Here is a 25,967-nt window from a genome sequence, read left to right as displayed (position 1 = left end):
TATTTATCCCAATCTTTCAAACAAATGATAGCCCACTTCTCCTGCCACTTTACTTTTCAGTAGCTGCCAATTTTTGGGTAGTCCTTCAAGCTTTAGCGTACTTTCCGTTTCAACATAAATTTTTGCATGCTGACTTAACCAGCCTTTTTCTTCCAACCATTGACAGGTTTGGATGGCGAGTTCCATAGCAAAAGGCGGGTCAATAAAGACGACATCAAAAACGCCAGTCTCGCCGGATAGATAACGTAACACATCGGATTGAACGACTTTTATCTGCTCGGCAGCAAGTTGGATACTGTTGTCTTTTAAGGCCTTACAGGCTAAGGCATTATTTTCAATCTGAATGACTGACTTGGCCCCTCTGGAAGCTGCTTCAAAGCCCAAGGCGCCGCTCCCGGCATATAAATCCAGGCAGCGGCTACCAATAATATCATTGCGTAGCCAATTAAATACGGTTTCGCGAACTCTTACGGGTGTTGGTCTTAATCCTGGCGTATCGATAAAAGTGATACAGCGACTGCGCCAGTCACCACCTATAATTCTGAGTTTATTTGACACTTTTTTCTTCTGCCTTGCCGACTGTTATGGTTTGTAGTAATTGCAGATTAACACGACGTTTAAAGGCATCGGTTATTGAGGCAACAGTTACTGCTTCTGTTTTTTGTTGAAAGGTATCCAAATAATCCAGGGGCATTTCATAAAAACCAATCATGGCAACATAGCTGGCCAGTTCTTTATTGGTATCAAAACGCATGGCAAAACCACCAGTAATGTTTTTCTTTGCGGCAATCAGCTCGGCTTCACTCGGGCCTTTGGTAATAAAATCGGCCAAGGTTTGATTGAGTACTTGCAAAGCTTGGGTGGTTTGATCATTACGGGTTTGTAAGCTAACCAAAAAAGGCCCCGGTTTCAACATGGGGATAAAAGCACTGGATGCGCTATAAGCCAAGCCGCGCTTTTCGCGTACTTCATTAAAGAGTTTGGAAACCAGGCCACTGCCGCCCAATATGTGGTTGCCCACATATAGATTAAAATAATCGGGATCTTTACGATAGGTACCAGGCAGTCCCACCAAAACATGGGTTTGTGTTGATGGAAACTCAATATGTTGCTGTGTCGATTTCAGTGGCATTGCAACATCCGGTAAAGCGTCCGGTTTTTTTCCGGCAGGTAATCCGGCCAGCAACTTTTCTGCGGTTTGTTCTGCTTGCAGTTTGGATAAATCCCCGACAATGACAACTATTGCATTTTCAGGAACATAAAATTTTTGATAAAAATGCTTTAGATCAGTGTTTTTAAGGCTGGTTACTGTCTTAATAACACCGGATTCAGGATGGGCGTAAGGGTGCTTGCCATAAAGGACATCATAGAAAGCGATGCTGGCCAATGCTCCAGGTGATTCTTCCTGTTGTTTTAAACCGGCCAGGGTACGGTTTTTTTCTCGCTTAAAATCAGCCTCGTTAAAAACCGGTTGGGTCAAGATAACTTGCATGGTTTCCAAGGCTTTATCGAATAAAGGTTTATCCGTCAAAGTGCGTAACGATACGGTGGCAGTATCAATGGAACTGCTGGCGCTAAACTTGGCCCCAACGCTTTCAAAGCGTTGGGCAATGTCATCGGCATTCCATTTTCCTGCGCCGGTATCCAGTAATCCTGCTGTTAAAGCCGCCAAGCCAAACTGCTGGGCGTCTCTGGCACTACCGGCATCAAAAACAACCTGTATATCGACCATGGGCAGGCCTTCGGTATGCACATAATAAACTCGCGTACCTTGCGGAGTTTGCCAATGGTCAATTTTTGCAGCAGCGCTGGTTAATTGGCTAAATGACAATAAGACAAGACTTAAAAAACAAAGAAATTTAGCTCTGATTATGGTTTTGTGGATGCTGTTTTTTTTATGCTCGAGGTGTTGGGTTACGCTATCGTTAACCGGATTTACGTCGCTTAAGAGGTGTAAGTGCATTATTTAGCTCCCTTTTTTTCAGCCGTTAAATTGATTGTTTGTGGTTCCAGATAAGCGATACTGAGATGATCTTCAATTAAGTATTTTCGCGCAACCTCACGCACTTGTTCTGCAGTTACCTGATTGATTTTAGAAACATACTCATCCGCTTTTTGCCAGCCTAAACCAACTGTTTCCAGGGTGCCTATTTCCATAGCCTGATAAAAATTGGAATCCTTCTGGTAAATATCACTGGCTAAAACCTGTGCTTTAATACGCGCTAATTCTTCTGTACTAATCAGGTTTTGTTGAAGTTTTTTAATTTCATCCTTTAACGCAACTTCCAACTCAATCACTGTTTTACCTTCAGCGGGTGTCGCTTCCAGTTCAAATAAATCGGACATTCTTGACGTTAATCCATAGCCGGCACCGGCCGCAACGGCTATTTGTTTGCCGCGCACCAATGCTGAAGTCAAGCGGGCACTGCTACCGCCATCAAGTACACCGGCTAATACTTCCAGTGCATAGGCTTCCGATTCATTGGTAGCCGTTTTTAGTGTCGGCACTTTATAAGCCATTATGATAGAAGGCAGCTTTGCAGGAACTTTAACGGTCATCTTACGAACACCCAGTTGTTCGATTTCTGTTTGTGGCTTTAGCGGTTTAATATCACTGGGTTTAAGTGCGCTAAAATATTTTTCTGCCAAATCAAAAACCGCTTGGGGCTGAACATCACCCACGACAACTAAAGTGGCATTATTGGGTGCATACCAAAGTTGATACCAGGCTTGCAGGTCTTCAACGGTGTAATTGGCAATATCCGCCGGCCAACCGATAACAGGATGCTGATACGGGCTATTGGAATAAGCCATAGTCATAAACTGTTCCTGCATTTTTGCTTGCGGATTGTCGTCCGTCCGCATTCTGCGCTCTTCAGTGACTACTTGTAGTTCTTTTTTTAATTCTTCGGGCAGCAGATGCAAATTACGCATTCTATCGGCTTCCAGTTCAAAACTTACTGCCAGTCTTGACGCTTCCATGGTTTGAAAATAAGCCGTGTAATCCTGGCCGGTAAAGGCATTCTCATCACCCCCGTTTTCTGAAATAATGCGCGAAAATTCACCTGCTGGGTGTTTGTCTGTGCCTTTAAACATCATGTGTTCCAGCATGTGCGAGATTCCGGTAATACCACCAGGTTCGTAACTGGAACCCACTTTGTACCATACTTGAGACACGGCAACCGGTGAGCGATGATCTTCTTTTACCAGAACCTTTAGACCATTGGTCAGTGTGTGTTCAAATACTTTTGTTTCTGCGCTACCGGCAAACGCCGGCAGACACATTAAGACTGTACACAGTAATCGATTATTCATAACTCCCTCTTTAAATGATGGTAAGCGCAACGGACTATTTCAATAATTAATAGTTCACTGTATTCTATACAATAAACTACAAGTTGGAACTTAATTAAATAATGCCTAGCAAACCCTTTATGCTTTCATGGAAGAACTACCTTACACTATGTAAACCCAATGTTGTTGCGGAAATGTTATTTACCGCCGTTGTCGGTATGTTATTGGCCGTACCTGGCATGCCGCCATTGGGGCTTTTAATTTATGCTACCGTCGGTATTGCTCTGGCGGCATCTTCTGCTGCAGCCATTAATCATTTTATTGATCGAAAAGCGGATGCGCAAATGGCCCGCACCGAAAAGCGTCCTTTACCCACAGGCGAATTAAATGCAACCAATGTAATTACTTTCGCGGTTGTCTTGGGCGTTAGTTCCATGCTTATTTTGATTTTATTAGTCAATACCTTAACCGCTGTTCTGACTTTTCTTTCGTTATTTGGTTACGCTATTATTTATACGTTGTATCTTAAAAGAGCGACTCCGCAAAATATTGTTATCGGCGGTATTTTTGGTGCTACACCACCACTGTTGGGTTGGTGTGCAATGACCGGTGAAGTGCATCCTTTTGGCTTGCTTCTGGCATTAATCATTTTTGTTTGGACACCCCCACATTTCTGGGCATTGGCCATTGCCAGACGTGAAGAATATGCCAAAGTAAATATCCCCATGTTACCCGTTACTCACGGGGTTGAATTTACTCGTCTGCAAATATTGCTTTATACCATTTTGCTGTTGATTGTGACGCTGCTACCTTATTTAACCGGCATGAGCGGTCTAATTTATCTGGGGTCTACGGTACTTTTGGATCTTGGTTTTATTTATTACGCGGTGTTAATGATGCGTAATAAAGATAATAAAACTGCGATGAAAACGTTTGTTTATTCAATTGTTTATATAACGCTGTTGTTTGCCGCTTTATTAATCGATCATTATATACGATTTACTTTATGAACTTAACGCATCACGAGCAAACCCCGCGCCCTGAACACCCTTTTGCAGAGTACATTCGCATATTGGGTAAAGGTAAAAAAGGCTCAAGACCGTTGACGCAGGAGGAAGCCTATCAGTCGATGAAAATGATCATGGCAGGCGAAGTACTTCCGGTTCAGTTGGGGGCATTTTTGATGTTAATGCGTGTTAAGGAAGAAACACCGGAAGAACTGGCCGGTTTTGTTTTGGCTGCCAGAGAATCCTGTAATCTTGCCGCTGCGCAGTCGATAGTCGATCTGGATTGGTCATCTTATGCCGGTAAACGTCGCCATTTGCCCTGGTTTTTATTGTCGGCACTGTTATTGGCAGAAAACGGCATCACCGTTTTTATGCACGGTGCGAGTGGTCATAGTGCAGACAGGGTCTATACCCGTGATGTACTTAAATATCTGGGGCTGGAATATGCAACCTCAATTGAACAAACCAGGCAACAACTGGAACAGCAGCATTTCAGTTATTTATCATTGGAGTATTTTTGCCCGAAACTGCATGAGATCATAGAGTTGCGTCCGCTATTGGGTTTACGTTCACCCGTTCATACGTTGGTGCGATTGTTAAATCCTTTTAATGCAGCATACAGTATCCAGGGTATATTTCATCCCGGTTATCGTCCTGTACATCAGCAAGCGTCAGCTTTATTGCAACAGCCTCATGCGGCTGCTTTGAAAGGTGAGGGCGGTGAAACTGAACGCAATCCTGATATGGAATGTCTGGTGCAAAGTGTTCATAACGGCCAGCTATTTGACGAAAATTGGCCTGCTTTATTTGCCCGCCGCCATGTTAAACCCGAGGAACTTGATCCAAGGCAACTGGCTGCAATTTGGCATGGTACTGTGCAGGATGAGTTTGCACAAAGCACTATCATTGGTACTGCAGCGATTGCACTTAAATTATTGGGTAAAGCCGTTACACAACAACAAGCACATCAATTAGCGACGGATTACTGGCTAAACAGGGATAAGCAAAAATATGCAGGCCTTTGATTTCGGTCTTCAGTATTTATTCCGGGTTAATTGCAGAACAATTCGTATGGAGTAGTCAGTATAAATTCTGTGGTAGCAAATGCGGTGGATAGCAATTATACTTTTTGCTGCAGGGCAAAGCACGGGATTCCTTTAAGGGCATATTTTTTCATATCAACATATTGCAAGCCAATCAGTGTTTGGTTATCGGAGATATGCTTAATCCAGATTATTTTTACTTTCCCCTCCAATTCCAGACGTTTAAATTCAAACTGCGTTATAGTGCCCTCCTTAACAGCTATTGTTTCTGAAAGACAGATCATCAAACCTCCTACTGAAATATTTATTGTAGTCAAATAGTGGTATTCACCGTTTAATAAAATCCTTCCCGGGCCAGGTATGTTTTTTCTATAGGCTTTTCTTTTGTTGAGCTCTTTATCGACATCAAAGGCAATATTTTTAAACTCCAGAGCCAGTAAAATAAGACCTTCTTCCATATCAGCTCTGACTACTTCAGCTTCACCAATCAGGCGCATTTCAGGAAGATACAAATCAACAATGGTTGAAACCAATAATTGGTTAAAAATATATTTAATATCAATATCTTTTCTATTGGTGTTTAATTGGGCAAGTACACCGCTGATAGAAAGATTTTTAACCGTGATTTTATGCTCTTCTTTTCCCATATAAATAAAACCGTGTGACACCAAGTTTGCGCGATGAGCCCTATCCAGGTTTTCGTACATTATTATCTCCTGATTGATTATTCGCTTATAGTGTTCAGCTTACTGTGCATAAATTTATCAAGTACAATTGTAATATTTTCAAGCTGTGCTTACACACTTGTTTTTATTACAACATCAACTATTTAATTTTTAACCAGCCCTATTTTGATTAATACGTTACACAACATCATAAAAAGCCAATTAATACTATTTTTAGTATTTTCTTTAGCCGCTTGTACCGCGCTTCCACCTAAAAATAGTGACAATATCTGTGCTACCTTCAGAGAAAAAGATGATTGGTATACCGACGCCCAAGAATCTTATAAGAAATGGGGAGTGCCTATTTCTGTGCAAATGGCAATTATGCACCAAGAGTCTCATTTTGTTGCCGATGCGCAACCGCCCCGAGTCTGGCTGGTAGGTATTATTCCCTGGTTTAGACCCAGCAGTGCTTATGGTTATGCGCAAGTTAAAGATGAGACTTGGGATGATTATCTTGATGCAGCGGGAGGCTGGACTTCTGATCGTGATGATTTTGCTGATGCTGCCGATTTCATCGGTTGGTATTGCAACATAAGTCATTCCAGACTGGGTATCTCAAAAGGAGACGCAAAAAATTTATATCTGGCCTATCATGAAGGCCATAGTGGCTATAAGCATAAAAGTTATTTAAAAAAAGCCTGGTTACAACGAGTAGCGAATAAAGTCGCTTACCGGGCCAGATTATTTCAAAGCCAATTGGGTGCTTGCAAAATGAATTAAAAAATAGTGTTATTTTTTGATAAACTAACCACTTTTTACGTTAACAAAAAGGCAAAATCGTGAGAAAAATTCAAATTCAAGTTGTTTCAATTATCACTGTTCTACTTATAGGGATTACTATGTTTTCAATGGCCAATGCCACTACACCTGAAGAAAATAAAGCGGCTGGTGTCGCTTTTCTGGCAGAAAATGCTAAAAAAGCCAATATTGTAACCACAGCCAGCGGTTTGCAATACGAAATTTTAACCCCTGGAACAGGTACCGTATCGCCTTCAGCGACAGAAACTGTAAAAGTTCATTACAAGGGTACAACCATCGATGGTAAAGAATTCGACAGTTCTTATAGTCGTGGCGAGCCTATTTCATTCCCTTTAAACAGAGTGATCCCAGGTTGGACTGAAGGCGTACAATTAATGACCGAAGGCGCTAAATATCGCTTTTATATTCCTTCAGAACTTGCTTATGGCGAGCAAGGTGCAGGCGGATCAATCGGCCCCAACTCAACTTTGATATTTGATGTTGAACTGCTAAAAATTCAATAAAAAAACAACTAAAAGGCGTAAAACGGCAGGCAAAAAAGTCTGTCACTTACGCCTTTTTTTATTTTCGCCTTTTACCTTTTTCCTTGTTCTTATGCCCACTTACCAATTGTTTGCCACCACGCCAAAGGCGATGGAAACCATTCTTACCGAAGAACTTAAAACTCTCGGCATCAATAATATTAAGGCTACAATGGCAGGCGTTGCTTTTGAGGGCGATCTGGAAACTGCTTATCGTGCCTGTTTATGGTCCCGCACAGCCAACCGGATTTTACTGGTATTAAGTTCTTTTGAGGTAAAAACCCAGGAAGATCTCTACAATGGCGTGCAACAAATCAACTGGTTTGAACATATTAACGCTGATGATACTTTTGCTGTCTCGTTCAGTGCAAAAAACTCGCAGGCTATTAATAATACCCATTTTGGCGCATTAAAAGTTAAAGATGCGATTGTCGATCAGATGCGGGAAAAGTTTCAGCAACGCCCCAGCATTAATACCGAGCAACCAAATATTCGTATTAATGTGTATTTGAATGGCGAAATTGCCCAACTTAGTTTGGATCTTTCCGGTGAAAGTTTGCATCGCCGCGGTTATCGGGATGTCAATATACAAGCGCCGATGAAAGAAAATCTTGCGGCTGCGATGTTATTGCGTTGTGGTTGGCCAGAAATTGCCCAACAAAACGGCTCATTAATCGATCCAATGTGTGGATCAGGAACGCTGTTGTTGGAAGGTGCTATGATCGCTGCAGATTACGCCCCCGGGCTGTTGCGTGAATATTTCGGCTTTATTGGCTGGAAAAAACATGATGCAGAGTGCTGGAAGAAATTACGCATTGAAGCGCTACAACGCAGAAAAGTGGGCATGGAAAAACTCCCCGTTATCGTTGGCTTTGATCAAAATCGTCACACTGTAAATGCGGCTTTAACGCATATAGCCAATGCCGGACTACAAAATAAAATTCATGTTGAGCGTCGTGATATTGAAGATGCAGAGCCTGCTGAAAGCTGGAAACCGGGGTTGTTAATCTGTAACCCGCCTTACGGTGAACGTTTAGGCGATGAACAAGAAACCGCAGAGCTGTACAAAAAATTTGGTACGGCACTAAAAACGCATTTTGTTGGCTGGAAAGCCGCGATGATTATCAGTAATCCCGAGCTGGGTTTTCGTTTGGGGTTACGTTCACAAAAACCGATTACCCTGTTTAACGGTGCGCTTGAGTGTAAATTATTACGTCTTAACATCGAAGCAAATAATTTTTTTATTCCAAAAGCTAAAACACAGGAAGAACGCATTGCTCAAGTCATTGCGATTAGTAAAACCGAGCAACCTGTTGTCAATGCCGAAAGGCTTGTCAGTGTAGAGAAAGGTCGTGAACAGCAAACAGAAATTGTGGCCGACAAAAAGTTTGAGCTTGGAGATGAATCCGTAGTCAATAGCATTGAAAGCAAGGTTGGAGCGGTAGAATTCGCCAATCGACTGAAAAAGAATTTTAAAAAATTATCCAAATGGGCAAAGCAAAACGGGATTACCTGCTATCGTGTTTATGATGCCGATTTACCGGAATATGCAGCAGCAGTTGATATTTATCAAGGCGAGGGTGAGCAAACCTGGATTAATGTTCAGGAATATGAACCCCCTAAAACGATCGACCAACACAAAGCAGATCAGAGATTAGCCGGTTTACTCTCCGAAATACCTCAGGTATTGGGCGTTAACAGTGAGCAGGTTTTCTTAAAAATACGTCGTAAACAAAGAAGTACTGACCAATACGAAAAACACGGTGAGCTGGGACGCTTCCATACCGTTGAAGAAGGTGGTTGCAAGTTATTGGTTAATTTTGAAGATTATCTGGATACCGGTTTATTTTTGGATCACCGACCTATCCGACTACTGATTCAGCAACAGGCTAAAGATAAACGCTTTTTAAATTTGTTTGCTTATACGGGCAGTGCCACCGTTCATGCCGCTATGGGAGGGGCAACGTCAACCACTACGGTGGATATGTCCAATACTTATATTAATTGGGCCAAAAACAATATGGCTCCGAATAAAAATACCGGAGAGCATGAGTTTATTCAGGCAGATTGTTTGGAATGGCTGGCAAATGAAGCCAAACAAACAGATACCCGGCAATACGATCTTATCTTTCTTGATCCACCAACCTTTTCCAATTCAAAGCGAATGGATGATGTGTTCGACATACAAAATGATCATGTTCAGCTAATAAAAAATGCCGTGACACTCTTGGCACCTGAAGGTATTTTATATTTTTCTACCAATTTCAGACGTTTTAAAATTGATAAGCCGGGCTTGTCTGATTTAACGGTAGAAGACATTAGCACAGCCACTATTCCTGAAGATTTTTCCCGCAATCCAAGAATTCATTATTGCTGGAAAATTACCAAGTGATACGTAGAATAAGGCTTCAGGTTTCCGGACGTGTGCAAGGCGTTTATTTTCGGATGTTTACCCAGAAAAAAGCCAAACAGCTTGATATAAAAGGCTTGGTCAGAAATCTGCCCGATGGTCGGGTCGAAATTATTGCCGAAGCTGATCATGTCAGCATTGAGAAATTAATACAATGGTGTCAAAAAGGCCCGATCACGGCCCGAGTCGATCAGGTTGACATGATTGAGCTGGAAATGGATGAGGCTTTTACTTCTTTTGAAATCAGATAACAGGTTTATTTCAGGCAGTCAGACAACCCACAAAAAAGTCTCATTTGTAAGTTTGTAAAATTGGGCGATGCCTGCAAAGGCTATGTGGCAACGTGGCAACGTTCATTATGGTTAATCTTATGTTGCGTTCTTAGTGTGCCAGGGAACATCAAATCTAACCGTTATCGAAAGACAGATCAAATAGAAAATGGTGCCAGGCCTAAATTTTTGCTACTTTCCAAGAGAGATCTTTAACATCAGCGTGTTGGCCAAGTCAGCAGAGGGCCGTTCGTGAATAGCAATTTACTTCATACGCAGCTTTAATCCTGCGCTACAAAAAAACACTTCATCACAGTACTGCCCCATCAACTGCGCGGCTTTACCCGATAAATCAACAAATTGACGGGCCAATAGATTATCGGCAATGACACCCAGGCCAACTTCATTGTGTACCAGAACCATAGGGCAGGGTAATTGCAATACGGCTTCCAGTTCCTGCAAAATATCAGCTTCAGAAATTTGATAATAAAGTAAATTGTTTAGCCACATCGATACACACTCTATCAATACCGGACGTTCGCATTTTTCAAGGGCGTCAAACAGTTTTACAGGTTCTTCCAGTGTGACAAAAAAATCTTTACGGCGCTGTTGATGAATAGTCACCCGCGCTTGTATTTCATCATCAAAAAATTCAGTTGTTGCCAAATAGTAAGGTTTATCTGGGTATTTTTTTTCTAAAATATACGCTTCTGCCAATCGGGATTTACCACTTTTTATACCACCTATAAACAGTGTTTTCATGTCATTGCAACGCCTGTCACTAATAAACCTAAAATCAGCCAATTAAACCCTGTTTTCATCGCTAAGGCCTCCGCTAATACGGCTTTATTGACCGGCTTAACAGGTAGTCCTAATAGCGGTTTATGTTTTAGTTGTCCGTGATAAGAGGCATCGCCACCCAAGGCAATACCTAAAGCACCTGCCATTGCGGCAATCGGAAAGCCGGCATTGGGGCTTTCCAGTTTATTACCATCACGCCATAAGCACTGCCAGGCAAGTTTTTTATTTTTAGCCAATAAAACAATCAACAACGCCGTCAGTCGTGCCGGTAAAAAATTGACTATATCATCAACAATAGCCGCTGTTTTACCAAAATAAAAATATCGCCCGGTTTTATAGGCAATCATGGAGTCCATCGTATTGATGGCTTTATAAACTGCAATCCCCGGCAAGCCAAACAATATCAAATAAAACAAGGGTGCAATTACACCGTCACTGAGATTTTCAGCCCAAGTTTCCAGTGCTGCTTTGTAGATGTCAGTTTCTGTCATCGTATCGGTATCGCGACTAACCAGAAAACGTAATGCCTGTTTAGGTTGTTCAGTAGTCAATATTTCAGTGACACTGGCATGCAACATGTTCATGGCCAGTCCGGTGGAGGCAAACAATGCCAATACGATTAAAGACAGCTCTTCCGGTAACCATCCACACAGATAAACAAGAACGCTGCTAATCAGGAGAGTCAAAGCGACCAAACTGATTACTAATAACGCACCGGGTAAAACCCGGTCATGATAAAAACGTTTTTCAAACCCCGAAATAAATTCACCCATCCATACTACCGGATGTTTACAACGAAATTCACCAAAAATGATATCAATAAGATAGGCTAAAGCCGCTAATTCAAACACTATTAATCGGGCTGAAGCGCTTGCAAGATAGTAGTCGTATCCAGATTTTTTGCAACCATATCAGTAAAGCCCTGTATTTGTGCTTCACGATAGTTTGCATAGTCAAAACCTTGATAGCGAGGATTAATGACCTTAAAATAATCTCTCCGGAACGCATCATTATCAAAAATACCATGCACATGCGTACCCGTAAAGCGTCCGCCTTGATAAAATAAAGGATATTTGCCCATGCGTCCGCTATGGATTTCATAGCCTTTTATTGCCGTGTATGAAGATAATTGATAATAGGCGCGCTGAAGTATTTTAGGACTTTGATAGATGACTACATCATCAATAAAACTTAAACCGGCTTCAATGATGGGTTCATCATGTTCCAAGGCATCAGGATCATGCAGACTTTCACAAAGCATTTGATAACCGCCACAAAGCCCAAAAACAGGTTTATTGAATTGTTGAAGTTCTTTAAATAAACCCTGTTGTTTTAGCCATTGCAAATCACGGATTACGGTTTTGCTACCGGGTAGTAAAACCATATCAAAATCACTCAGCGAACGATAAGCATGGATTAACTCGACATAAATTTCAGGATCTGCCATTAAAACATCAAGATCGTTATAGTTACTTAAACCTGGATAAACGATAACGCCAACACGGATTTTTACATCATCCAGACGTTGTTGATAATTTCCCAGAGACTGGGAATCTTCCATATCAATATTCAACGGCTGAAAAGGTAGTACACCCAAAACAGGAATACCAAACCGATCCTTGATAATTTTTTCACCCTCATCAAAAAAACGCCGGTCGCCGCGAAACTTATTGATGACTACCCCAACCAGATTGCTGCGCATAACCGGATCCATTAATGCCATGGTGCCGTAGATTGAAGCAAATACTCCGCCCCTTTCTATATCGGCTACCAAAATATTTTTGGTGTTGAAAGTATTGGCGATGAAGGTATTTGATAAGTCTTTGTCCAACAAATTTAATTCAACAGGTGATCCTGCTCCTTCAGCAATGACCAATTCATAATCTTGCTGTAAGCGCGAAAAAGCCAGTTGTACTTGTAATTTTAACTCATCAATTTCATCATAATAAGCGGTTATGGTTTGTTTTTTATGAACCAAGCCATTGACTATAACCTGTACAGAACTGTTACCATGGGATTTAAGCAGTACCGGATTAAACAAGTAATTGGGTTCTACACGTGCCGCTTCTGCTTGTAAACACTGAGCCCTGGAAATTTCACGACCATCCTGGGTAACCGCAGAATTATTGGACACATTTTGCGCCTTAAAAGGCGCAACTTTTATGTCTTGATCGGCAAAAATTCGGCACAAAGCCATGACCAAACTGGTTTTACCTGCATCTGAACCGGTACCAAAAACAGCTAATGGTTTCATATATCCCTTTTAATCCATAAATAAAAGCGTTGTATTCCAACGTCTCATGGCAATGGCAATTTTATTGCCGTTTTAGTCTGACTTACCACCCGGTAAATTAACGGATGTTTATCGACTACCAATATTTTGCGACAGCATTTTTAAGCTGTCCGCAAGTAAACTAATAGACAGTGTATCTTTTACAGCAAAACGGACATAGCGATTATCCATTCCTTCAAAATTATCGCAAACCCGAATTAAAATACGTGATGGTTCCAAAAGCCTTTGCAAATGGGAACCATCAAGCTGATCGGCTAATTTTGCCAGCAGAAAATTAGCCTGTCCTGAATAAATCCGTTCAAACAAACCGGAAGATTGGAGGGCACATTGTAGTAAATTGCGTCGATGCGCTGTTTGCTGCCGGGTTTGTTCAACAAAATCAGTATTTGCCAACGCCTGTTGGATGTACATCATATCAAAGCTGGATAATTTCCACGCTGGTTCGTAACGTTTTAGTTCCTTTATTGCTTGTTCAGCTGCGATAATAAAGCCGATACGAATGCCGGCACAACCATAAAATTTACTTAAGGATTTAATAATATAAAGTTTATCGTAACGGGCTATGTATTTTGCTACTGAATCGGCCATGCAAAAATCCAAAAATGACTCATCGACGATAATATTGCAGTCTGCCGCTTGCCACGCTGCCAATCGTTCTTGCATGTCATAAAGCTGTCCATCCGGCGTGGAGGGATTAACAAAAATCACTGTGCTATTTTTTGGAATATCCATCATTAACGAATTCAACCGATTGATATTATATAGCTTACAACCCAGTTCTCCGGCAATATGCGCATATTCGCCATACAAAGGCGTGTATAAAACCAAATCTTGCGGTTGTATCCAACGTAATAAAGCAAAAATAGCTGCACTGGCACCATTAAATACTTCAATATCGGCATTAGCCGGATAGTTATAGCGTGCGCTAATCGCCTGTTTTAACGATTTATAATCCGGGTCGGCATAAGGACCCAGTGAAACCGCTTGCAAATAGCTCAAATCAACGGCTTGTTGTGGATTAATATTGGCTGAAAAATCCAGTATCTGTTCAGGCAGGCAGCCAAGATGGTGGGCAAACTGATAAATATTACCGCCGTGTTTCATTTATAAGTTGATGTAGTTTATGTAAGTGTAATTATCGAGGTGCTGAAGTTTATGCACAGAACCCAAGTCAACCCGAAACTGAAAAGCATTAGCGGGCGGTAGTTTTAAAATATGTGCCAACAATGCGCGAATAACACCGGCATGGGTTATTATTAAAACTTGTTTTGTTGTCTGGGGTATTCCCTGCACTAACTCTTGCCAAAAATTTCCGACACGCTGGCATAAATCGATAAAACTTTCGCCGTTTGGTGGTGCAGCGTGGACAAAGTCATCGGTCCACTGCTGTAAAATAGCCGTATCTATATCATCAAAGTACCTGTTTTCCCAATCACCAAAATCAAGTTCCATCAGTCTGGCATCAGTCGTCACAAACGTGGAAAACCGTTCAGCCAATTTTACACAGCGCGTTAACGGACTACTAAAAAGCAGGCTATTGTCATTAAGTTCAGGTAATTTCTGTTGCAGTTGATGCGCTTCTTCAAGGAAACTTTTCGCCAGTCCAACATCACTTTGCCCATAACAAAGTCCTTTAAAGGTGTCAGTTTTCGTATGGCGAATTAAATAAATATCCATAAGGCACTAATGCTTAAATAAAAAACAGTTTCTGAAATTTGTTGGCTTGCACCGAGGCAATCTCCCGTGTAACCACCAATATGGCGATAAAAATAACGTCCCAAATACCAATTAACAGCAAACACAGGAATAATTGCCAGTGTACACACAGCTGGCAGCAGCAGCAAAGGTAACAAACCTGACACGCCAGCGACAAACAATTGTTGCCTATTGCTTTTATAAACAGCAACAGCCGCCTTGCTGTCATTATTACGCGCATAATCATATCGCTGCATGAGCAGCAGTGGCGACAACCTGCTAATACTGTGCCCCGCCAATAAGACAACAGGAACGGCTGTGGCTAATAAACCATCCAGTAAACTGAACTTCAATAAAAAAAGTAGCAACAACCCGACAACGCCATAAACGCCGATAGAGGAATCTTTCATGATTTCCAGAATACGTTGTTTGTTCCAGCCTCCGCCAAAACCGTCACAGACATCGGCAAAACCATCTTCGTGAAAGGCACCCGTCAAAAAAATACCGGTAATTAAAGCCAATATGACTGCTGTTGTTTGCGGCCACAAACAATCAGCCAGATAAAAGCTGAACGCCGTAATGCCACCAACCAGCCAGCCGACCAGCGGCAAATAAACAGTTGCTTTAGGCAGCTGTTTATAATCCAATAGTTGTGAACAAGGTATACGGGTATAAAAGCCAAGAGCCAGCAGAAAGAGTTTTAGTCGGGACATTATTGTTTTGGTATCAGATTATTCAATGTTGATGTTTAATCGAGTAAAAAAATATGAAAATCGGTGCCGTAAGTAGTCGCCTACAATTCATCTTTTTGTCATGCGAGTGTAATAGGATAACCGTTTGTTTAAGAGTTATCTTCTGATTTTTTTAACAAAGCATAACAATTACACTGTGTGATGCTCATGCATAAAACAATAAAGTTGTTTTTCATAGCTTATAACTTCTGATTTATACATATGACTGGTTTTAAATTTCCTGAACTTGAGCAGCTTGAGCGTATTATTGAACAATTTGGCGACAAAGCCCGCACCCAAGTTATAGAGAGAATTCATCATAAAGGCCATGAATTTCCTATCCATTGCGTGACCTTGGGATCAACTGAACCCAGTGCGCCGGTATTGGCTTTTTTTGGCGGTGTCCATGGACTGGAAAAAATAGGTTCGGAAGTGATTTTGTCTTATATGGAAACTATCAGTCAATTACTTAATTGGGATGAAGAACTTCTTGCCCGTCTGGAAAAATCCCGATTGGTTTTTGTGCCTCTGGTTAATCCGGTAGGTATTTATCTGGGGACTCGTTGTAATGGTAATGGGGTTGATCTTATGCGAAATTCACCCGTAGAAGGTGTCGGTGCAACCAAGCTCTACAGCGGTCAAAACCTGACGTCTCGTTTGCCTTGGTATCGCGGCGATGTCTTGAATATGGAAAAAGAATCGTTGGCTTTATGTCGTGTAGTTGATCAACAACTATTTAACTCACCATTGTCGATTGCCCTGGATTTACATTCCGGTTTTGGAATTAAAGACCGCTTATGGTTTCCTTATGCTTCACGTAAAATTCCCTTTCCTTTTATCGCTGAAACCTTGGTTTTAAAAGAATTGTTTGATCGATGCTATCCACATCATATTTATAAAATAGAGCCCATGTGTCTGGAATATGTCATTAGTGGTGATTTATGGGATTATCTGCTAGATGAATTCATACAAAAATTTGGCTCTGATCGTTTATTTTTGCCTTTGACTCTGGAAATGGGCTCATGGCTATGGTTACGCAAGAATCCATCACATCTTTTTTCCCGCCACGGCTTGTTTCACCCGCTCTTGCCGCATCGGCAGCATCGGGTTTTACGTCGACATTTTTTGCTTTTTGATTTTTTACACAGAAGTCTTTTATATCCAGGAAGTTGGGCCCACTTGGCGCAGCAACAAAAAGCCAAATATACAAAAAAAGCACAGGATATTTGGTATGAATAATAAACCCGGTCAAAACTGGCTTCTACTTAGAGGCTTGTCACGTGAATCAGCGCACTGGGGCAATTTTATTGGCGTCCTGAAAACAACTTTTCCTGATGCCAACATCACCATGCTGGATTTACCTGGTACCGGTTGTTTTTACAAAGCAGTCAGTCCGGCTACCATCAAGGCCATTACCGACAAAGTTCGTGGTCAAGCGCTTGCTCAGGGTTACCTGCAACAACCTGTTACCTTTCTGGCTGTTTCATTGGGAGCCATGGTAGCCTGGGAGTGGATGCGAAGTTACCCTGAGGATATTTGTGGGGCAAGTTTGATTAATACCAGTTTTGCCGATTTAAGTCCTTTTTATCATCGATTACGCTGGCAAAGTTACGGTAAATTTGCGCTATTGATGTCGAAGCGAAAGGGTTGCAGCCGGGAAAAAGCCATATTGCAATTAATAAGCAATCGCCGCGATCAGGATGAACCGATAAGTCTTGCTTGGGAGAAAATACAGCATGAGCGCCCGATTAGTCTTAAAAACAGCTTTCGACAAATTATAGCAGCGGCAAGCTATTGTCCCGGCGACAGAAAGCCAAGACAGCCCATTTTGTTACTAAACAGCAAAGGCGACAGACTAGTGTCACCAAACTGCTCGGAAGCAATACAAAAAAAATGGCATTTAGAATTGCACAGTCATTCATGGGGAGGTCATGATTTAACGCTTGACGATCCAGTGTGGGTAGCATTACAGCTGAAAAACTGGGCTTTGAAAGAGTAATAAAAATACCGTCTGACAGTAATGATAAAAACGCACACCAAAAACAGCTTGAAACCAAGTTACCAAAAACGATTTAACGTCACTATAGTAAGTTGGTTTCTTTCGGTCCAATGAATATTTAGCCAAGATCTGTCTATTGTGCAACAAATAAAGAAACCATATATACTGCTTTCCTGTTAGGCTGATAGCCATCTAAGATAGCAAGGGAAAGAGAGGGGTTTTTAGATGAAAATTGGTAATTCATCAATAAAATACGGAAATCATATATTCATTTATGGGAACCACTAAAGTTTTTGGATATTGGTGTTTTTTTAATAAGTCATTAAAATAACCTCATGCCCAATTTGCTAAAAGTAATTTTTAGACACCCATCAAGTGTGTTATTTCAAACTTAAGCTATCTATCAAAACAGTTCATTATTTATGAAAATAAGACTCTATTTTATTTTTTCCATGATCATGGTTTTAGCAAATCATACTGTTCTGGCAGAAAAAATCCAGAATTGTACTAATCACTCTTCCGGGTCTGAAAAGGAATGTTTGACAGGAAAGAAGGCAGATAAAGCCAGTAAAAGCGCAAAAAAAATATTAACGCAGTCACAAAAAAAAGACACGATCCCGACTAGTACTCCTGCTTTAAAAAACCCGAAAAACAATTTAAGTAATAGTAAATCATACGTGTTGCAACTATTGCAAAGCTTGGCAGAGCAGCGGGCAATTTCCAGTATTACGCCGTTTTTGAAAGATAGCGAACCTTATGTACGCGCTGCCGCAATAGAAGTGTTAGGACAATTAGACGCGAAAGAAACGATTCCCCGTATTATTCCTCTTTTACAAGATGCGGACAGCTCCGTTCGGAATAAAGCCATAGAAGTATTAGTGCAATTTCGCGCAAAGGCAGCAATTCCAAGCATTATTTCTCTTTTTCAAGAAAAAGATGCCAATGTACGTATTAGTGCACTGGATGCCTTATTGCAATTGCAAGCTAAAGAAGCGATTCCAACGATTATTCTGCTATTAAACGATAGCGAAAACACGGTACGCATGGCTGCTATAAACGTCTTATTGCAATTGCAGGCTAAAGAGGCGACCTCCAGTATTACCGGGCTTTTGAAAGATAAAGATAGCAATATACGTATCCGGGCCATGGAAGCACTCGGCTTGTTACAAGGAAAAGAGGCGCTTCCTGGAATTATTTCTCTTTTACAAGATAAAGACGACAACGTACGCTTAAGCGCGATAAAAGCATTGCAGGATTTAGACGCAAAAGAAGCGGTGCCTGGCATTATTCTGCTTTTGCAAGACAGCAATGCAGAGCTTCGTTCCAGTGCACTAAGCCTGTTACGCAAAGTAAAGGCAAAAGAAGCCATTGCAAAAATTACCGTTCTTTTGAAAGATAGCAATCCTGATGTGCGTAGAAATGCAATAGTTGCATTAGAAGAATTACAGGGAGAAAATGCGGTTTCCGGTATTCTTCCATTGTTAAAAGATAGCGTTGGTCGTGTGCGCCTTCAGGCGCTTAATTCAATAGTGCAATTGCAAGAAAAAGAACTTGTTCCTCGTCTTGTTCCTCTGTTACACGATAATGACGACGAGATACGCATTCGGGCAATGGAATTAGTGCAGCAATTACAAGAAAAAAATGTCTTAGTTTCTGAAAAAGAAGTAATTTCTACTGTTGTGCCTTTTTTACAAGATAACAATAAAAGCATACGTTATACGGCAGTTACTACATTAAAAGAGTTACAGGCAAAAGAAGCGATTCCCGGTATTATTGATCTTTTGCAAGATAGTGATGATGATGTCCGCCTTGCCGCGACAGAGGCCGTAGCAAAATTACAGGCAAAAGAAGCAATCCCCACGCTGGCCTTTTTTTTAAAAGATAATCAGCCCAAGATACGTATTGGTGCAATGAATGCACTGATAGAATTACAAGGAAAAGAGGCTGTTTATATTATCGCTCCTCTTTTAAACGATGAAGTCATTGAGGTAAGCAATGCAACGCAGGAAAGGCTGTCACAAATACAAAATCCCTTATTAACTGCGTTAATTAATAATACGTTTAATCTGTTAATCGTAATATGTCCTGTCTTGGCGTTTTTGCCATTATTTCTAAGAGGTAAAAAGTTTTTTGTCAGCATTGCTGTCTTTGGTAGTTCAATATACTTGTTTCGTTTTTTGGCTGATATTTCTCCTTATTATCCGCAGTTTAAAGAGGATGGTAGGTGGGGAGGAATATACCTGATAGCTATATTATTTGTTTTTGCGGTCGCCATGTTTTTGAAATTAATTTGGTATGTCTTGGCAAATGTGTTCAAACGCTCAGATAAATCAATAAATTTTTAGAGAAGTTTGATTTTTTCTGTCTTGTTTATAAGGAAATAGCTGATGAAAAATAACAGTTCAAATGATCTATCTCACCATATTTTGCCGAATTCTGCGACGATGGTGGGTGTTTGTATTATGGTTATCAGTATCGTCAAAACGATGGATACAGGACTTACAAATTACCTGATTGATAAAGCCTTGGCGATTGATAGTTTATTATTTATGATCAGTGCATTACTTTCATTTTCATCGATTCGTTCAAAGCAAGCCAATGAACGATTAGAGCGTTGGGCAGAAATGATCTTCTTGCTGGGATTAGTATCAATGACATTAATTACGGTGATTTTCTCTTTTGAAATTATTTAACATATTTTTCTGTTAATCGTTATCAATCGACTGTTTATGATTATTAGTGCCCGTATTGTCATCCCAGCTTTATAGAAATCAGGATTTAATTGGTTATGAATTTTTTTAATCGCCTACATACCCGTTACGTTTTACAGCATCATGCTATTGAGCATGTTTTATGGCTTGAGGTGACTGAAAAACTGGCTTCTTTAGAGGGCATGACGGCGGTTGAGAAGGCGCATTTACGGGAACTAACAACCTTGTTTCTCAATGAAAAAAAATTTTCCGGTGCACAAGAATTTCAACTTACCGATACCATGTGTCTGATTATCGCGATCCAAGCCTGTGTGCCTGCGCTTTGGCTGGGAATTGGCTGTTTATCGGGATGGACAGAGATTATTGTTTACCCGTCTGCATTCAGGATTAGCCGGGACGAAAAGGATGCGGCGGGTGTTGTTCACTATAACGACAATGCCTTAATCGGTGAATCATGGTTGCGGGGGCCATTGATATTGTCATGGGATGATGTTGAACGGGATATGCCGGATAATCAATCCGGCCGCAATGTGGTTATTCATGAAATTGCTCATAAGCTGGATATGCTTAATGGTTCGGCTGACGGCTTTCCTCCGTTGCATCACGGGATGGCTGTGGTTGCGTGGTCAACTTCACTCAGTGTTGCTTATGAAAGTCTGGTTCAACGAGTCGAGCATCACCATCACCCCGTTATTGACTCTTATGCAGCAACCAGTCCGGCCGAATTTTTTGCGGTAATCAGTGAATATTTTTTCTGCGCGCCGGAAATTTTGCAGTCGCATTTTGCTGAAGTTTATCAACAACTACAACTTTATTACCGGCAAGATCCGTTACTGCGGCAACATCCTGTTTGCTGAAAATTCCTTACCAGTATCGGGAAGTTCCTGAGGCAATTATGCACTGCCATTCATGTTTAGGCAGTTAATCAAGCCGTATGGTGCTTTGGTATTTTCATAGGTAGTGCTGCTTTTGTATCAAGTTCTTCTGTCATTATATTAAGTTCAGTCGGGTTGCCCATACACAGTCTTTGGAAGACGCGTGCGGCAGCGATACCATTAATAACGAAAGCAACAGTGATAGGTAGTGCAAACCAGGGTGCATGATTACTGGCATGAGAAAGCAATAAATCTTCGCCGAGAAAAGCCGGTGAAATCGGAAAGCCGACCAGCCCCAAGAAACTCAAAAACAATAGTAGGGAAAGTTTCGGCTGGGTTTCTGCCATCGCCCGATAGGCAAAGGGTGATTCGGAAAAGTTGTCATTTTTAAGCAGTTTTGCCAAGACAACTATCCCCAATATCCAGGCGGGGATAATGCCACTGGCAAATATCGCCACATCGAACCAGGCAGCTGGATTTAAAAACCAAACCGCCACGCCTGCCAAAATTGCGCTTAAGCCGATCGCATTCCAAACCTTGAATGGGTTGTGCTTTTGACTGAAGGCGCTTAATGATGCCAATACCATCAATACGGATATCGGTATCGATAGATATTCGCTATTAATGCCAGCGGCTACGATGATCAACCCAACCAAAGTGAAACCGCCTAAAGCATACAGGAGCTTCATCCAAAGGTTCAGCGCGTTGATGGTGGTACCGATACGCTTTAAGGGGTTCCAAAGTACAGAGCGCACCAAAAGCTCCAAATTACCTTCTTGTAGCGAAAATACATAAAGTGTATTTTGCAAGACTTCCGGCAAGGTATTACGTAGTGATGCTGGCAGAAACTCGAATCTTGAATGATTTCTGATGTAGAAATCGCTATCAGCAGAACCTTCCACTCTTAACAAATGGGCTACGATTGAAGGCGAAACCAATAATTGATAGCAACGCAGAAAAGCATTACCTAAAAAGTGAACCAGCACCAGCGATTCAAGACCCAAAGCCAGTTCCATGAACATAAAGCCTACTTGGGTAATCGAGGCATAAGCAATTTGGCCTTTGATATTGGACTGTGTTTTTTCAGAAATACTGGCCACAATGACGGTCAGCAAGCCAATTATAAATACGCTAAAGCGGGTTGAATAATAATAAGACCATATTGGCGTGGTTCTCAGTAATAAAAACACCCCCAGATGCACCGATAAGGCACCATAAAAAATAGCGCTCGAAGGAGTTGGCCCTTCCATAGCCCTGGGTAGCCAAAAGCAGAAGGGGAACTGTGCCGATTTGCCGGAGGCTGCAATCAGGATTAAGGTCGATGCCAATAGCAAAGAGGCGTATCCTGCCGGCGGCATCGCCGGGTTATTGAACAAGTCGGCCAGTTGACTAAAATGCTGACTTTCATGAAATAATAAATGGCTCATCCAGGCACCCAACAATAAGCCGATGTCGCAAAATCGGTAAATCGTATATGCCCTTAAGGCGTTACGTACTGGTTGTACACGGTGTCTATAAAAGGCGATTAACAAAAATGAGGCGATGCCGACAATTTCCCAACCGGCAAACAGTATATCAATAGAACCTGACAAGATGACCAGATTTAGTCCGAACACGAAACCAAAAATAGTCAGAAAAAAACGCTTATAACCGGTTTCTCGATGTAAATAGACGCGGCAATATTTGACGATAATGGAGAAAATCGCCCATACGCAAAAAAGATAAACAGCGCCGATTCGATCCAGATAAAACAAGATAGGGAAGCGGTATTCGTCGGTTTCATAGAGTGTAAACCACTCATATTCATGGTTCGGAAAACCGGCAAGCGCCCACACACTCAGTAAGGCAATAATACTGAGCCCCATGACGTGACTGCACCAAAAACTGATGGTCGCAATTTTTTTCTCGTTCCTGTCAGTCAGGAAAATTAATAAAAAGCCCAATAAAGGGAGCGCCAGACTGGTTAAAAGTAAGCCATTCATGCGTGTCTCCGAATAAATTGATGCACCGGTATGGTTTCTGTTTGGCCCAAAAGTATTTCCTCTGAAATGGTAGCTTGGGGAGTCTCGCTGTCATCCGCAAACTCAACTGTTTCCCAGCCATTAACGGAATACAGGAAAAGTTGACGGTTTTCAGGATGGCAAGCAACAAATCTAACCCATTCGTTATCCAACCATTCTTTAAGCCCCCCTAATTTGGCGATGGTTTTATCCAGAATTGCGGGCATTTGCTCGACTACGATCAGTAACCGGGCAGGTTGATGCACTTCGATCATTTGCGAGGGTAGACCAGTGCGCAGATCGCCTTCGACACCATTGGCAACGCCAAGCAAGCCGATAACATTATGGGGTAGCTTGGTGCCAGCCCCATAAACCGAATTGTCGATGCGTGAAAACAGGTATTCCAGATTGATGCCGCCGCAGACCGGAATAACTGCGGACAAAATTCGGGCCATAATATCGCCTTGCGTATCTGTCTGAGGGTCATAGGAATGCAAAAATGCACGTCGATCCATAAACAAATTTTTGGTTAACGCTCTTCGACCGACGATAGCATAAAGATTATTAGAATGATTGTATTCGGGGCGCGGTTCAAATATCGAAGACGATCGTTCGATAACATGCTGGTGTGCTTTTTTATTGGTTTGCGATTGTGGGCCCAGTTCAAACCAACGGCAGCGTTCTCCGGCATTGTTTTCTAAAGCCTGTTTCATGGCTTTCTGAAAAGCAGGTAAACCGGGAGCGGGATGTTGTTTCAACAACTGTTTGTCGAAATAGGTGATTTCATCACGACTGGTATTGTGTAGTGCTGCTACAAATCGGGTGTTGACGGGGATTTCTATGCCGCTTTCAAACAGGATCGCCCGCACTGTATCATGATTAGCCATCCAGGCAAAGGCACGGGCATTGGGTGCGCCAGGCTTTCCTGAACACGCGCCGCAATCGTAAGCGGCAAAATGCGGATTGTTGACGCTGCTGGAGCCGTGCGCAACGATGACCACCAGCGGTGAGAAATGTTGTGTCAAGCCGATATTACGCAGTAACCCACCCACACGATCTGCCATTTCGGGGAAGGAAAAGCCCAGTAAATAACCATCTTCCGTGAGATCTTCTGATTCTCGAAGTAAATGTAGATGGGTATGTGTTTCGACTTCGCTTAAGGTTCTTATACTGGGCAATTTGGAACCTGGACGAAATACATTCCAGGCCATTCGAATGGCGTAACCAATTCCCAGTGTTTGAGTAAAGAGCCAGCCCCGGAAGATTGAATGCGCCGTAAAATGCATATTGGTCAGGTTACCTGATTTGCTCTTGGTTTTATCGTTTTGTTGTTTCCTGCTGGCTTCCTTGATCAGATGTTTGGGGGTAATAATGTTGGGGCATTGGGCAACCGGGTAAGCATCATTCAGGCCTTGGTAAAAAAAATCAATGCCAAAAAATCCGGCGGCTCCTAATGTTTCAATGGCCGGGTTGCTTGCTTCAAGATGACGCCTTAATGAACATTCGCGGTCATCGATACAAAATAGTGCTTGGGCTTCAGGCAGTTTTTTTTGGGTAGGGGAAATGATTTGCGTATCTTTGGGTTTTAGAGCCTTTAGTAATTCGCTATGCAGTGACCATTCCATTGCTTCGTGCCAGACTCTCAGACGTAATGGAATGATTGGTTTAAAACCGCCATCTTTAAGTAACGGAGTGCCCTGGGTGTAGGGCAGGGCGGCAATACCTGAAAATTGGGTGCCTTTTTTCTTATGCAGAAAAGCCAGTTCAAGAGCCAGTTCTACAGCAATCATTTCTTTAAGTGAAATTTCGCGGCGGGCAAGCAGGGACTTCGGATTTTGTTCAATGACGTGTACCATACCGGCCCAGCCAGGATGAGCCAAGAGCATTTCTAAAAGGTATTGTTCGTAAAGTTCTTCATTACCGACTATTTTTTTCAGGCAAACGTTAATGACATCATCAGGGCTTGCCGATAATAATTCATGGACAACGGGTTCATCTAATGGATATAGCGGTAATAAACTGTTTTTTGCCAAGCGTAATACGCAGTCCCAGAAATGTTCGCCATTTTTTGGTAAGCTCCAGCGACTAATTCCCTGATCCAGAAAGTTGCCCAACAACCGAAATAATACCGGATGCACCAGAGCATTGAGATTAACTTCTAGCTGAGTCAACCAGGCGTTGCGAATGCCATGGTTAGCCAGCGAAATGGGTGGATAATGACTCGTAGCATCGGCCTCGAACAAAGATTCTCTAAGTGTTTCTTGCATTGGTTTTGTGCAACCGGAATGTTCGATAGCCCATTCAATCGCAGCTTTGTTGATCCGGCCTTGTTGGTACATCGCTTGATAATCTTCCAAAGGCAAATAACTACGAGCACCGAAAGTTTTTGCGGCGATAGCGATACCTTTATGAAAAGGATGCTGCTGAAAAGCGTGTAAGGTATTGTGATGAATAAAATCTTTTATCGGCCCTTGAGCAGGAAGCCAGTGAGCGATATGTTCTATCGACGCATCCAGATTAAACTCGATTTTTTTTGATGTTGCCGTGGAGTTTTCCAAAAGCGGTTGGGTGATTTCACGATAAGCCATGTTGTTATTTTTAACCTCGGCATTGTTGGTAAAGGTGCGATACCGTATTAACATCTGATAAAGACTGTATTACACATTAATAAGCACCAAACATGCCAAGCAATAAATGGTTTACCAACAGGCCTGATGGTTTTATTTAACTAATTAATAACTCGATGATAAATAATAGTAATTTACTTGTTAAGGAATGGTTTCTTGTTATTACTAGATGTGTTTGGATTAGCTAAAAGTAGAGAATTCTGG

Annotated in this window: 23 protein-coding genes; 11 read left to right on the top strand and 12 right to left on the bottom strand. The window is 41.8% G+C overall.

The features are described from left to right. Positions 1–3: 3 nt before the first annotated feature. From rsmD to KKZ03_RS17015, 3 genes are read right to left on the bottom strand one after another with little or no spacing between them, the layout of a single operon-like run. Positions 4–558 (bottom strand): 16S rRNA (guanine(966)-N(2))-methyltransferase RsmD, encoded by a 555-nt coding sequence (gene rsmD, locus KKZ03_RS17025; RefSeq protein WP_243217980.1) that lies wholly within the window; start codon positions 556–558, stop codon positions 4–6. Next, positions 548–1,963, bottom strand: coding sequence for a pitrilysin family protein (locus KKZ03_RS17020; RefSeq protein WP_243217979.1), 1,416 nt, complete (start codon positions 1,961–1,963; stop codon positions 548–550). Before KKZ03_RS17020 ends, rsmD begins: the two co-directional genes overlap by 11 nt. Then, entirely contained in the window at positions 1,963–3,315 is a 1,353-nt protein-coding gene (locus tag KKZ03_RS17015; protein WP_243217978.1) for a pitrilysin family protein, read from the bottom strand. Before KKZ03_RS17015 ends, KKZ03_RS17020 begins: the two co-directional genes overlap by 1 nt. Positions 3,316–3,416: 101 nt before the next feature. Between KKZ03_RS17015 and cyoE the strand changes: the two genes are divergently transcribed. Then, entirely contained in the window at positions 3,417–4,304 is an 888-nt protein-coding gene (gene cyoE, locus KKZ03_RS17010; protein ID WP_243217977.1) for a heme o synthase, read from the top strand. After that, positions 4,301–5,326 (top strand): glycosyl transferase family protein, encoded by a 1,026-nt coding sequence (locus tag KKZ03_RS17005; RefSeq protein ID WP_243217976.1) that lies wholly within the window; start codon positions 4,301–4,303, stop codon positions 5,324–5,326. Before cyoE ends, KKZ03_RS17005 begins: the two co-directional genes overlap by 4 nt. Positions 5,327–5,421: 95 nt before the next feature. Here the strand turns inward: KKZ03_RS17005 and KKZ03_RS17000 are convergent, their stop codons facing one another. Next, complete coding sequence (locus KKZ03_RS17000) at positions 5,422–5,991, bottom strand: PilZ domain-containing protein (RefSeq protein WP_243217975.1); 570 nt, start codon at positions 5,989–5,991, stop codon at positions 5,422–5,424. Between the two features lie 204 nt (positions 5,992–6,195). Between KKZ03_RS17000 and KKZ03_RS16995 the strand changes: the two genes are divergently transcribed. From KKZ03_RS16995 to KKZ03_RS16980, 4 genes are all read left to right on the top strand, one after another. Continuing rightward, entirely contained in the window at positions 6,196–6,792 is a 597-nt protein-coding gene (locus tag KKZ03_RS16995; protein WP_243217974.1) for a transglycosylase SLT domain-containing protein, read from the top strand. Positions 6,793–6,851: 59 nt separating this feature from the next. After that, entirely contained in the window at positions 6,852–7,334 is a 483-nt protein-coding gene (locus tag KKZ03_RS16990; RefSeq protein ID WP_243217973.1) for an FKBP-type peptidyl-prolyl cis-trans isomerase, read from the top strand. A gap of 91 nt (positions 7,335–7,425) precedes the next feature. Beyond that, positions 7,426–9,744, top strand: a complete 2,319-nt coding sequence (gene rlmKL, locus KKZ03_RS16985; RefSeq protein ID WP_243217972.1) for a bifunctional 23S rRNA (guanine(2069)-N(7))-methyltransferase RlmK/23S rRNA (guanine(2445)-N(2))-methyltransferase RlmL — start codon at positions 7,426–7,428, stop codon at positions 9,742–9,744. Then, the gene (locus KKZ03_RS16980) at positions 9,744–10,013 is read left to right on the top strand and encodes an acylphosphatase (RefSeq protein ID WP_243221663.1); all 270 of its coding nucleotides are present in this window, start codon (positions 9,744–9,746) and stop codon (positions 10,011–10,013) included. The genes rlmKL and KKZ03_RS16980 overlap by 1 nt, the downstream gene beginning before the upstream one ends. Before the next feature lie 282 nt (positions 10,014–10,295). On the opposite strand, the gene KKZ03_RS16975 is transcribed toward KKZ03_RS16980, so the two are convergent. The 6 genes from KKZ03_RS16975 to cobS form a co-directional block, all read right to left on the bottom strand. Beyond that, entirely contained in the window at positions 10,296–10,793 is a 498-nt protein-coding gene (locus tag KKZ03_RS16975) for a bifunctional adenosylcobinamide kinase/adenosylcobinamide-phosphate guanylyltransferase (RefSeq protein WP_243217971.1), read from the bottom strand. Further along, on the bottom strand, positions 10,790–11,683 hold the full coding sequence (cbiB, locus tag KKZ03_RS16970) for an adenosylcobinamide-phosphate synthase CbiB (protein WP_243217970.1): 894 nt from the start codon (positions 11,681–11,683) through the stop codon (positions 10,790–10,792). The genes KKZ03_RS16975 and cbiB overlap by 4 nt, the downstream gene beginning before the upstream one ends. 2 nt (positions 11,684–11,685) lie before the next feature. Continuing rightward, a complete protein-coding gene (locus KKZ03_RS16965) occupies positions 11,686–13,086 on the bottom strand; it encodes a cobyric acid synthase (RefSeq protein WP_243217969.1) in 1,401 nt (466 codons plus the stop codon). Positions 13,087–13,194: 108 nt separating this feature from the next. After that, positions 13,195–14,229 carry an aminotransferase class I/II-fold pyridoxal phosphate-dependent enzyme gene (locus KKZ03_RS16960; RefSeq protein ID WP_243217968.1) on the bottom strand — a complete coding sequence of 345 codons (1,035 nt, stop codon included), beginning with the start codon at positions 14,227–14,229 and terminating at the stop codon, positions 13,195–13,197. Continuing rightward, positions 14,230–14,802 (bottom strand): alpha-ribazole phosphatase, encoded by a 573-nt coding sequence (cobC, locus tag KKZ03_RS16955; protein WP_243217967.1) that lies wholly within the window; start codon positions 14,800–14,802, stop codon positions 14,230–14,232. Continuing rightward, positions 14,787–15,533, bottom strand: coding sequence for an adenosylcobinamide-GDP ribazoletransferase (gene cobS / locus KKZ03_RS16950; protein ID WP_243217966.1), 747 nt, complete (start codon positions 15,531–15,533; stop codon positions 14,787–14,789). Before cobS ends, cobC begins: the two co-directional genes overlap by 16 nt. A 240-nt stretch (positions 15,534–15,773) precedes the next feature. Between cobS and KKZ03_RS16945 the strand changes: the two genes are divergently transcribed. The 5 genes from KKZ03_RS16945 (at position 15,774) to KKZ03_RS16925 (ending at position 21,118) form a co-directional block, all read left to right on the top strand. Continuing rightward, positions 15,774–16,790: a M14 family zinc carboxypeptidase gene (locus KKZ03_RS16945; RefSeq protein ID WP_243217965.1), complete on the top strand. Its 1,017-nt coding sequence runs from the start codon at positions 15,774–15,776 to the stop codon at positions 16,788–16,790. Then, a complete protein-coding gene (locus KKZ03_RS16940; protein ID WP_243217964.1) occupies positions 16,783–17,550 on the top strand; it encodes an alpha/beta fold hydrolase in 768 nt (255 codons plus the stop codon). Before KKZ03_RS16945 ends, KKZ03_RS16940 begins: the two co-directional genes overlap by 8 nt. 422 nt (positions 17,551–17,972) lie before the next feature. Further along, positions 17,973–19,895 (top strand): HEAT repeat domain-containing protein, encoded by a 1,923-nt coding sequence (locus KKZ03_RS16935; RefSeq protein WP_243217963.1) that lies wholly within the window; start codon positions 17,973–17,975, stop codon positions 19,893–19,895. A 42-nt stretch (positions 19,896–19,937) separates the two neighbouring features. Continuing rightward, a complete protein-coding gene (locus tag KKZ03_RS16930; RefSeq protein WP_243217962.1) occupies positions 19,938–20,243 on the top strand; it encodes a hypothetical protein in 306 nt (101 codons plus the stop codon). Positions 20,244–20,338: 95 nt separating this feature from the next. Continuing rightward, positions 20,339–21,118, top strand: coding sequence for a zinc-dependent peptidase (locus tag KKZ03_RS16925; protein WP_243217961.1), 780 nt, complete (start codon positions 20,339–20,341; stop codon positions 21,116–21,118). Positions 21,119–21,186: 68 nt separating this feature from the next. Here KKZ03_RS16925 and KKZ03_RS16920 read toward each other — a convergent pair whose 3' ends face one another. Further along, positions 21,187–23,118 (bottom strand): proton-conducting transporter membrane subunit, encoded by a 1,932-nt coding sequence (locus tag KKZ03_RS16920; protein WP_243217960.1) that lies wholly within the window; start codon positions 23,116–23,118, stop codon positions 21,187–21,189. Continuing rightward, on the bottom strand, positions 23,115–25,778 hold the full coding sequence (locus KKZ03_RS16915) for a YbcC family protein (RefSeq protein WP_243217959.1): 2,664 nt from the start codon (positions 25,776–25,778) through the stop codon (positions 23,115–23,117). Before KKZ03_RS16915 ends, KKZ03_RS16920 begins: the two co-directional genes overlap by 4 nt. Positions 25,779–25,967 lie beyond the last annotated feature (189 nt).

The organism is Methylobacter sp. S3L5C (assembly GCF_022788635.1).
Lineage (GTDB): Bacteria > Pseudomonadota > Gammaproteobacteria > Methylococcales > Methylomonadaceae > Methylobacter_C.
Note: the sequence above shows the minus strand (reverse complement) of the source record. Positions and strands in the feature narration are given on the sequence as shown.

Coding starts and splice junctions, on each gene's coding strand:
- KKZ03_RS17000 (WP_243217975.1), bottom strand. CDS start 5,991: ATGGGAAAAGAAGAGCATAAAATCACGGTTAAAAATCTTTCTATCAGC.
- cobC (WP_243217967.1), bottom strand. CDS start 14,802: ATGGATATTTATTTAATTCGCCATACGAAAACTGACACCTTTAAAGGA.
- cobS (WP_243217966.1), bottom strand. CDS start 15,533: ATGTCCCGACTAAAACTCTTTCTGCTGGCTCTTGGCTTTTATACCCGT.
- KKZ03_RS16945 (WP_243217965.1), top strand. CDS start 15,774: ATGACTGGTTTTAAATTTCCTGAACTTGAGCAGCTTGAGCGTATTATT.
- KKZ03_RS16930 (WP_243217962.1), top strand. CDS start 19,938: ATGAAAAATAACAGTTCAAATGATCTATCTCACCATATTTTGCCGAAT.
- KKZ03_RS16960 (WP_243217968.1), bottom strand. CDS start 14,229: ATGAAACACGGCGGTAATATTTATCAGTTTGCCCACCATCTTGGCTGC.
- KKZ03_RS16940 (WP_243217964.1), top strand. CDS start 16,783: ATGAATAATAAACCCGGTCAAAACTGGCTTCTACTTAGAGGCTTGTCA.
- KKZ03_RS16975 (WP_243217971.1), bottom strand. CDS start 10,793: ATGAAAACACTGTTTATAGGTGGTATAAAAAGTGGTAAATCCCGATTG.
- KKZ03_RS17015 (WP_243217978.1), bottom strand. CDS start 3,315: ATGAATAATCGATTACTGTGTACAGTCTTAATGTGTCTGCCGGCGTTT.
- KKZ03_RS16915 (WP_243217959.1), bottom strand. CDS start 25,778: ATGTTAATACGGTATCGCACCTTTACCAACAATGCCGAGGTTAAAAAT.
- KKZ03_RS16920 (WP_243217960.1), bottom strand. CDS start 23,118: ATGAATGGCTTACTTTTAACCAGTCTGGCGCTCCCTTTATTGGGCTTT.
- KKZ03_RS17005 (WP_243217976.1), top strand. CDS start 4,301: ATGAACTTAACGCATCACGAGCAAACCCCGCGCCCTGAACACCCTTTT.
- KKZ03_RS16935 (WP_243217963.1), top strand. CDS start 17,973: ATGAAAATAAGACTCTATTTTATTTTTTCCATGATCATGGTTTTAGCA.
- KKZ03_RS17020 (WP_243217979.1), bottom strand. CDS start 1,963: ATGCACTTACACCTCTTAAGCGACGTAAATCCGGTTAACGATAGCGTA.
- KKZ03_RS16925 (WP_243217961.1), top strand. CDS start 20,339: ATGAATTTTTTTAATCGCCTACATACCCGTTACGTTTTACAGCATCAT.
- rlmKL (WP_243217972.1), top strand. CDS start 7,426: ATGCCCACTTACCAATTGTTTGCCACCACGCCAAAGGCGATGGAAACC.
- cyoE (WP_243217977.1), top strand. CDS start 3,417: ATGCCTAGCAAACCCTTTATGCTTTCATGGAAGAACTACCTTACACTA.
- KKZ03_RS16965 (WP_243217969.1), bottom strand. CDS start 13,086: ATGAAACCATTAGCTGTTTTTGGTACCGGTTCAGATGCAGGTAAAACC.